Below are 9,159 nucleotides of genomic sequence, written 5' to 3' on the forward strand. Positions count from 1 at the left end.
TAACGTACAAAATCTGTGCACGTGCACACTTCCACATGATCAAAATTCATTAAATTTGTTTTCGCACGTTTGGATTTTTTAGATTTCAGCATCTACACGCCCTCAAACATACTTTTGGTTTACCAATTTGTTTAAAGAACCAAAGAAATGTTGACAAACAGCTTTTTGCTGCTAGAATCCGCCCTCGTAATGTTTAAATTCAAATTTTATGCCAGAAGTACAAATAGCAGAAGATCAAGATATTAGACCGATTCAAGGTTTAGATATCGACACTGATACTCAAAATGCCGCCCTACAACAACTAATAGAAGCTCATAGAGCATGGGCGACCCGTAAAGCTGGGGAAATTATCGACTCTCAAGGTGGCGTGTTTGATGCAATCACTTTTGCGACAACTCTAGAGGCTAGACATGATGTATCACAAGTAATCGGATTATTTGGGTTTAGCGCCCACACAGCACTGCACGAACTCCTCATGAAAGAAGGTCAAGCTTATGCGGGACGAATCGCTATAGCGTAAATAATCTACTTCCTAAGTGAATCTCTGAGTTTCCCGAATGCGCCTTTGAGTTTGCCTTTGTCCTCCGCTTTGGCTTGAAAAAGTTTGACTACTCGGTTGTCGGGATCGCGCTCAAGGAGGCGAGAACAGATGTCTTCGACTTCTTTAAATTTACCTTCATTCATCCACATGCCAAGAAGTTCGAGCACGACTTCTTCGTCGCGGGGAGCCATCATTGACGGTTTGGCTGCTCCTGTCATTGCCAATACGAGGTTTCCAGCCTTACGAGTTGATAGATATCGAACATATACAAATCCGCCAATTACGATAAGCATAGAAAGCCATATCCATCCGCCAAGAAGACTTAAATTATAAGCTCCATGCAAGATCATCGCGATCACGATTCCTGTCCACCATTTGATCCGTGGGAGTAAAAGGCGTGGATCAGTACCCTTGAGATGCGCATACCATCGAACAAATTTGTGCTCGCGACCTTCCCATTTTTCTTGTTTTACAATTGGATCTGAGAATTTTGAAAGCCCATAATAATATCCAACTATACTCGAGAAAATCATATGTGCACACACCGTAAACATCCCTCTAAAAATAAATACCGAAAATAAATTCAAGAAATCCCCCGTCCTGATTCCGGAATAAAAATATAAAATATTTTCACTAAATGCGAAGCCGAGCCCAACTAATAGATTGTATTTTATACAGTTATTAATTGTTTTTATCTGAATCGAAGAAAAATCTACAAAATAAATAACATAACCTTTTGAAATTTCTTCCATAACACCGGCGAGCATATATGTCACCGTAAACCAGATAAGTGTATTATTTATATTTGAGTCTATGAAATTATAAACATCAAATTCCGGATGATATAACCATAGCCACTGCAAACCCAAAATCGGCAAAACGGTGAGGGTTCCGAGTAAGAAAACATAAATCATATGCTTAGTCTCTTCTGCCTTTGATCGACCTGGCCCCGCCGGCTTGAACCAAACGTACATCCAGACAAACACGGGCACAAGCGCCATAACAGCCGCGACTACGTATTTAAAAATTTCTGTTTGTATGATGTCTTGAAAGATGTTCATTAAGCACGTATTATTTCTTATGATTATATCATTTTTCGCCTTATTATACCAATAAATCCTTTACCACAATGATCTGTCCTAAATGTGAACACCACGATACAAAAGTTATAGATTCCAGAGATACTATGGAGGGGAAGGCTATTCGGCGGAGACGAGAGTGCCTCAAGTGCAATTATCGGTTCACTACTTTTGAGAATATAGAGACTGCTAATTTTATAGTTATTAAAAAAGATGGCGTACGCGAACAATACAATCGAGAGAAACTCGAGATTGGAATTTGGAAATCATGTGAGAAACGCCCTATCACTCAAGCGCAGATCAAAGAAATGCTAGATATGCTCGAAGAAAAATGGGTGGCAATAGGTAAAGAAGTACCATCTGAAAGCATTGGAGAGGGTGTTATGGAAGCTCTCAAAAAAATAGATGAAGTTGCATATATTCGCTTCGCCTCTGTTTATCGGCAATTCAAAGATGTGGAAAGCTTCAAAAAGGAGCTCGCAGAGCTACTAAAATGAAGAACCCCGCCCTTACGGACGGGGTATCAACCCGCCAAAGGCGGATCGCTCCGCTTTAGACTAGATTCACTGTTTGGTGTGCATTTGGATCCATAGTTACTCCATCTACGTCACATGAAACCCAAAGTTGGTATTCGATTTTTTTACCTTGAAGGGCTTGCATAGCCCCACCTACTTGTGCGATTGCACCAAAAACTCCTTCAGCTTCTTTTTTCTGCTCCTCTGTCGCAAGGTTCATTGAGAATTGCACTTGTTTTGTCTCCCCTGCATGAATGTCAAAACCATTCATATCTTTTGATTCTGCAAGTCTTTTCTTTGAAACTTTTTTGTTATTTCCAGTTCCTGTAGTGATTCTTTGCTCCAACCAATACTCAAAAGACAGAACTTTTTGATCACTTTTACTTGTCAAAACAACAGTGCCACTAACCATTGCCGCTGCCTTTGAAATCTCTGCCGGAGCTTGAAGTTGTAGTTTCACACCTCCAATACCGAAAAACTGCTTTATCTTATCTACAAATCCCATGTTTATTTTTGTTAAAAAATTTAATAAAACTATTTTACCCTTCAAGTCAGGATTTACAAAATGCTAAATTCAATTTTATCTATTGGTGAATATAAGTTATACTGCCTGCGAAATAAAAAAATATAACTTCGCAAAAATGAAAATTTACACAAAAAAAGGTGACACCGGACAGACTGATCTTATTGGGGAGAGAGTCGACAAAGATAATCTACGAATTTCTACGATAGGGACTTTGGATGAATTGAATAGTTTACTTGGAATGGCAAGGACTAAATGCTCACTACAAAATGTTTGCGAAGCTACTAAATATTTGCAGGGCGCTATATTTACTATCAGTGCGATTATTGCAACTCCTGCGCCAGCTCCTAAAAAAGCAAAGAAGCTTCAAGCTCCATCGGCAAAAAACCTAGAAGAAGTAATAGATGAGATAGAGAAAATCCTTCCACCTCTAAATAATTTCATACTTCCGGGTGGTCATGAAACTGCAGCGACTTTGCATCATGCAAGATCTGTATGCAGAAGAGCGGAACGACTTATAGTTGCGCTAAGCAAAAAAGATACTGTCGACGCTGACATTTTGAAATTCATAAATCGTACTTCTGATTTCTTGTTTATTATGGCGCGATACGTGAATCACCATTACATGCTTCACGAAACAATTTGGGAAGGAGCTAAACTTATAGAAGTGGATGAAGAGATGCATAGAATTGAAGAGGATACTGTAGTAGAAAATGAAGCTGTTGAAATTGAAGCGGAGATTGAAGAAGAAGTAATTGAGGTTGCTACCGTGAATTCAGAAGAAGTTGAAATTCCAGCGGTTGAGGTTGCTAGCTAATACATACTAAAAAACTGCACGACTTATGGTAACTAAAATTAAAATCACACCTCCTAATCTAAATCCTATGAATTTCCCTATACCAAAAGGACTTTTCAAACTTTCCTTTATTATGTTCCTGGCAATCTTACTGGTTATCTTCGATGGATTCTTCTTGGTTCCTGCTGGGCATGTCGGAGTGATGTTTGACTATACACGTGGTGGAGTTCTTGAAAACGAACGTGGGGAGGGTATCCAATTTAAAATTCCTATTATTCAAAAAGCGACTATTTTTAATGTAAGAACTCAAGAATACACGATGAGTATCGCAGCCGGAGAAGGTTATAAATATGAGAATGATGCGATTGAGGCTAGGTCCAAGGATGGGCAAGTTGTGTTTATTGACGGGACTGCTCTTTTCCACATCGCAAAAGATGATGCGAGCATCATATATCAAACTTTAGGAACCGAAATTGACGTTATAACAAAAGTTGTAAGACCAAAAGCTCGTGAGACGGTTCGTGAAGTCGTTGGTAGATTTAATTCACTTGATCTCGTGTCAGAAAAACGTTCTGAAATTTCAGATTTAATAAACGACGAATTAAAGGCCTCATTTGCAGTGGACAATGTAACTATGGAAGAATTTATCATTCGAAATGTTTCTTTTTCTGAAGAATTCGCAGCTGTGATCGAACAAAAAGAAATAGCTCGTCAAAACATACTTACGGCTGAATATAGGAAACAAGAGGCGGAGGCGTTGAAAGCAAAAAAAATTATTGAGGCGGAAGCGGACGCTGAATCAATCCGTCTAAAAGGTGATGCTCTTCGCTCAAATCCAGAGGTTATTCAACTCGAATTTGTAGACAAAATGGCAGGAGATATCAAATGGGGGATTTTGCCCGACAATATCGTACCACTTATGAATTTCCAGCAATAGGTTGTGCCGATGCGATTTCCTAAAAAACCAATATGAAACTTAAACTTGTTTCAACAATAATCCTGTTTGATATCGTGCTGATAATTTTTATCACATATATGCTGGTACAGCATAATAAAACCAATGGAGGTTTTAACCTGCCTAAAGGTCAAAACGTATCTATATATGGAGTTATACTCAATGATGGTGGTGTAAATGGCGAAGTCCTCGGCTGCGGGGATAGCTTGGTGCCTGTTAGAAATTATGAGTCAGAGCAATTTAGAGAGGTAAGTGAGGGTCTTATAAATGAAGCTGTAAGTGAACTTTTTGCACTTTCAAATGAAATCATAGGTGGGGATGCTGTTGACGGCGCATTGTTTACTGCGGCTTATCAGCCAGAACTAACCGTTGATGGTGTAGAGATAAATGGTAGCGTTGCAAATGTATTCTTAAGTGGGAAAATATCTATGGGCGGTGTGTGTGACACGCCTCGTTTTGAAAAACAGCTTGAACGAACTGCAACACAATTTGAAGGAATTGATTTTGCCAGATTTTACCTAAATGGTTCAGAGGAAAACTACAGAGCATCTCTAAGTAGCAGGTAGAGTAGACTTTTATATGATTTTAAGTATAATGTGAGTCCATTTTAAGTGGGCTTAACTATTCTCATAAAATGATTGAAGAAGTGTATCTCGATTATGCGGCGGCGACACCTGTGTCGCCGAAAGTGTTTGAAGCTATGAAGCCGTACTTTATAGAGCAATTTGGTAATCCCGGAAGTGTACATACCAAAGGACAAGAGGGGCGGCGAGCCGTGGATACGGCGAGACGCACATGTTCTGAGATTTTAAATTGTGAACCTCGTGAAGTTATTTTTACTGCTAGTGGAACTGAATCTGATAACCTTGCTATCCAAGGGATTTGTTATGCCTACGCAGATGAAGTTCGAAATAGCGCCCTGGACCAAAAACCACATATTATCACCTCCAATGCCGAACACAGTGCTGTCTTAAATACGATTGAATACTTGGAGAAAAATCATAATTTTGATGTTACATATATAGAAGTTGATGAATTTGGGATGGTAAGCCCTAAAAAGGTCGCGGAGGCAATTCGAGAAGAAACGATTTTCTGTTCCATAATGTATGCAAACAATGAAGTTGGGGCTATCAATCCTATCGCTGAAATTGCGAAAATTTGCCACGAATCAAAGGGTCGAAACGGAAAAGGTGTGATTTTTCATACTGATGCATGCCAAGCCGGAGGAGCTCTGCCACTTGATGTACAGGCTCTCGATGTTGATTTGATGACCCTGAACGGTTCAAAAATTTATGGGCCAAAAGGTATTGGAGTTCTTTATAAGAAACAATCATTTAAAATCATACCAATGATTTTTGGTGGAGAGGGGCAAGAGCACAGACTGCGCGCCGGCACTGAAAATGTACCTGCAATAGTTGGCTTGGCGGAAGCTCTAAAGCTCGCAGAGAAATTTAGAAATGGAGAAATTGTCGATGGAATGGCACTCAAAAATCTAGTTGAATTACGTGATTATTTAACTGAAGAAATTTTAAAAAATATTCCGGATTCTTACTTAAATGGACCAATGGGAAATGGCCAGGCGATAAATCGCCTACCAAATAACGTAAATATCTCGTTCGCCGGAATAGATGGCGCTATGCTCTTGATGAAACTTGATACGGCTGGAATATATACAACCTCAGGGTCAGCTTGCACCTCCGGCTCACTCGACCCTTCGCATGTACTTATCGCAATGGGCAAGGGCGAAGAATTGGCGACCGGCGCTATACGCCTGAGCCTCGGACACTCAACTACAAAAGCAGAATTGGACTATGTTATCAAAACATTGACTACAGCTATTCATGATCTTCGCGATAGCTCACCAACTTACTAAAAAAAATTCAAACAAAGGATTATTAGAATCAGAATAAGATATCGCCTAAAAACTCTGAAGAAGTGTGTTCCTGGGAATAAGCTCTGAACGCCGTACTTCAGAGGGTGTGCGCGTGCACAGAGCTTGAACGCCGTACTTCAGAGGGGTGAAAATCCTTTCGAATTAGAAGAAGTCTAGACGTAATCACAACCGGAACTTCTCTTTGCAACTACCATATGGTGGATATATACATAGGACATGTATATTTGCTTCGTCTTTTAAACATACAATTGTGTATTTTCCCGCTTTGATTTCTGAATAATCATATACGCACCCTGTATCCTTACGGCTGCTATTTTCAACATAGCTGTCAAATGGCTCTCTGAAATGACATTTTTCATAAAGTTTTTTTAAAATCCTCGTACGTGATTTCGCACTTGCTAAGTTCAAATCATTTACAACCCGAACGGCATATATAATTTTGTAACGTGTGTAGGTCAACCCCATCTGTCGACCTAAAAATTTTTGCGTAATCTCTTCATGTGATAATTTTTCGCCATTTTGAATCTCTCTAAGTGCCTGATTTATATCTTCCTGCAATTTTATATGGCAAAACTCTTCTTCAGTTATTGAGGATAAAACACAAATCGGTCTATTCCTCCTCATGATAATTGTAAGTGTATCCGTTTCCTCTAGCCCTGATTCATCCGTCGCATTTATGCGATTTTCATCCAAGTTGCGATCATTTTCCGAGTTACGATTCAAATATGCCAAATGTTTGCCAGGATTTTTGTGAAAATCACGAGAATTTATAAGTTTCATATGATATTGGGTTATGAAATAGATACTTCAGACGTTGTTCCTAGCTGGTAGGCTCTGAACGCCGTACTTCAGAGGGTGTGCGCATGCGCAGAGCTTGAACGCCGTATTTCGTGACGTGCCGTGCCCGATGACCTTTGAAGTACGTACTCTAGCACTCAATTATGAAATATTTTTAAAATTTCGAGTAAAAAAACATTAAAAACTCAAATAGAATTGCTGTTTTTTATGTGAGACTGTAGTATGGCTTAGCTGAAATGATTATTGGTAGCGACGAAGGTAGCTAATTACAATTGAATTGATGCTAGTGATTAGGATGGCTAACTGTAATTAAATTGTCGTTAACGATAAAAAGGCAACAGGTATAATTTCAAATAATTTCCCAACATGATTCCTTATATTCTCGGTGCGATCATCGCACTCATTTCATTTCTGCTCGTTTCGTCTTCCAAATTGGAGGATAAATTGTTGGCCCATGCACAAGTAAAGGCCGAGCAGCTTATTGCTGATAACAAACAAAGAGCGAAAGAAGGTATAGAAAAAAGAGAAAGAATAGCAAAAGAAGATAAGGGGCGAATCAAGAAGCAAAATGAAGAATTTGAGAAGCAACTTGAGAAGCAAGAGGAGATGATTACTGAAAAAGAAGAACTTGTTAAAAAGAGGGATACTAGAGTAGCTCAACTTGAAGGTACTATCAAAAATCTAGATAAGGACGTGAAAAATGTCACTATTGCGACTGAAGAAGTTGAGAAAAAAGTGTCAGATGAAGCTGCAAAAAAAGCCGGAACGACAAAAGATGCAACATTAAAAACAATCTTAGAAAAACATGAACATGACTTTGCAAACTGGAAAGATGATCAATTAAGGATTATGGATGCTCCGGATTACAAAGATGATGTCGTGCCACTCGCGAAGAGTATTTTAACAGCATCTTTGCAGCGTTATACCGCTCAAAGTTCTGTAGACACAAAGGAATTTTCATTTGAACTTAAAAATGACTCCATGAAAGGTCCACTCGTTGGGCAAGGTGGTAAAACCATAAATTATTTTGAAGAAAAAGCGGAGTGTGTGGTGATTTTCAATTATGAACCAAACCTAGTCATAGTTTCATGTCTCAATATGTACAAGCGAGCGATTGCAAAAGAGGCTCTGCAAATACTTTCACACAAAAAAACTGTAGATAATAAAACTATCGATCTGGCTTTGGCTGAGGCTAAAAAGAAAATTGACAGAGTAGTAATGGACTTTGGGAAAAGAGCGGCAAAAATGCTCGGCTACAAAGACCTTCCGGAAGAATTGATCTTCCTAATAGGTAAATTTGAATTCCGAACCAGTTTCGGGCAAAATATCTGGTGGCATTCTATGGAGGTGGCCTTCTTCGCAAGGATGATTGCTGAGGCGATAAATGCAAATGTACAACGTGCACTTGACGCTGCGTTTTACCATGATCTTGGTAAAGCGATTGACCATGATCTCGACGAGGCGATTGGACATGATCATTTGAGTAAAGATTTAATGGAGAAATTTAATATGGATCCACTTACAATACATGCAGCTTACGCACATCATGATGCAGTGCCATGTATTAGACCTGAAGACTTTATAGTAAAAGCAGCAGATGCTATGTCTGCCGCGCGCCCCGGCGCGCGCCAACAAACTATCGAACGATATTTGCAGTTAGTTCGTGAATTAACTGATCGCGCCTCCAGTTGTGAAGGAGTCAAAAAGGCATTTACAGTAAATGCCGGCCGTGAAGTTCGCGCCTATGTTGACGAAAGAAATGTTGATGACACGATGACCGAAGGTATCGCTCAAAAAATCGCTCATGACATCGAGGAGAATATGGGTTACCCTGGAACTATCAAAATCAATGTGATCCGCGCTACCGAAGCCTACGAAACCGCCAAAGAAAAAATGCCGGCTAAACGGTACTAATCAGGTTCTTGAAACAAATTGGGCAATCAAAAGTATGTTTGAGAGCATGTAGATGCTGAAATCTAAAAAATCCAAACGTACGAAAACAAATTTAATGAATTTTGATCATGTGGAAGTGTGCACGTGCACAGATTTTGTACGTTA

The 9,159-nt window shown here is 39.4% G+C and carries 10 protein-coding genes; 7 read left to right on the forward strand and 3 right to left on the reverse strand.

All coding sequences use genetic code 11. The annotated features are described in order from the left end of the window. Positions 1-208 precede the first annotated feature (208 nt). Complete coding sequence (locus tag Q8P68_02910) at positions 209-520, forward strand: hypothetical protein (GenBank protein ID MDP4008118.1); 312 nt, start codon at positions 209-211, stop codon at positions 518-520. Between the two features lie 5 nt (positions 521-525). Here Q8P68_02910 and Q8P68_02915 read toward each other — a convergent pair whose 3' ends face one another. Next, positions 526-1,602, reverse strand: coding sequence for a PrsW family intramembrane metalloprotease (locus tag Q8P68_02915; protein ID MDP4008119.1), 1,077 nt, complete (start codon positions 1,600-1,602; stop codon positions 526-528). Positions 1,603-1,670: 68 nt separating this feature from the next. Here Q8P68_02915 and nrdR point away from each other — a divergent pair, with 68 nt between their 5' ends. After that, on the forward strand, positions 1,671-2,117 hold the full coding sequence (gene nrdR, locus Q8P68_02920; GenBank protein ID MDP4008120.1) for a transcriptional regulator NrdR: 447 nt from the start codon (positions 1,671-1,673) through the stop codon (positions 2,115-2,117). A gap of 55 nt (positions 2,118-2,172) precedes the next feature. Here the strand turns inward: nrdR and Q8P68_02925 are convergent, their stop codons facing one another. Next, positions 2,173-2,640 carry a sporulation protein gene (locus tag Q8P68_02925; GenBank protein MDP4008121.1) on the reverse strand — a complete coding sequence of 156 codons (468 nt, stop codon included), beginning with the start codon at positions 2,638-2,640 and terminating at the stop codon, positions 2,173-2,175. A 136-nt stretch (positions 2,641-2,776) separates the two neighbouring features. Here Q8P68_02925 and Q8P68_02930 point away from each other — a divergent pair, with 136 nt between their 5' ends. The 4 genes from Q8P68_02930 (at position 2,777) to Q8P68_02945 (ending at position 6,282) form a co-directional block, all read left to right on the forward strand. Then, on the forward strand, positions 2,777-3,475 hold the full coding sequence (locus tag Q8P68_02930; protein MDP4008122.1) for a cob(I)yrinic acid a,c-diamide adenosyltransferase: 699 nt from the start codon (positions 2,777-2,779) through the stop codon (positions 3,473-3,475). Between the two features lie 25 nt (positions 3,476-3,500). Then, positions 3,501-4,391, forward strand: coding sequence for a prohibitin family protein (locus Q8P68_02935; protein ID MDP4008123.1), 891 nt, complete (start codon positions 3,501-3,503; stop codon positions 4,389-4,391). 32 nt (positions 4,392-4,423) lie between these two features. Beyond that, positions 4,424-4,975, forward strand: coding sequence for a GerMN domain-containing protein (locus Q8P68_02940; protein MDP4008124.1), 552 nt, complete (start codon positions 4,424-4,426; stop codon positions 4,973-4,975). 68 nt (positions 4,976-5,043) lie between these two features. Then, on the forward strand, positions 5,044-6,282 hold the full coding sequence (locus Q8P68_02945) for a cysteine desulfurase family protein (GenBank protein MDP4008125.1): 1,239 nt from the start codon (positions 5,044-5,046) through the stop codon (positions 6,280-6,282). Positions 6,283-6,465: 183 nt separating this feature from the next. Here the strand turns inward: Q8P68_02945 and Q8P68_02950 are convergent, their stop codons facing one another. After that, the gene (locus Q8P68_02950) at positions 6,466-7,083 is read right to left on the reverse strand and encodes a hypothetical protein (protein MDP4008126.1); all 618 of its coding nucleotides are present in this window, start codon (positions 7,081-7,083) and stop codon (positions 6,466-6,468) included. Between the two features lie 384 nt (positions 7,084-7,467). Here Q8P68_02950 and Q8P68_02955 point away from each other — a divergent pair, with 384 nt between their 5' ends. Then, positions 7,468-9,015, forward strand: coding sequence for an HDIG domain-containing protein (locus tag Q8P68_02955; GenBank protein ID MDP4008127.1), 1,548 nt, complete (start codon positions 7,468-7,470; stop codon positions 9,013-9,015). Positions 9,016-9,159 lie beyond the last annotated feature (144 nt).

It is taken from the genome of Candidatus Peregrinibacteria bacterium (assembly GCA_030700255.1).
Classification (GTDB): Bacteria; Patescibacteriota; Gracilibacteria; order UBA1369; family JABINC01; genus JABINC01.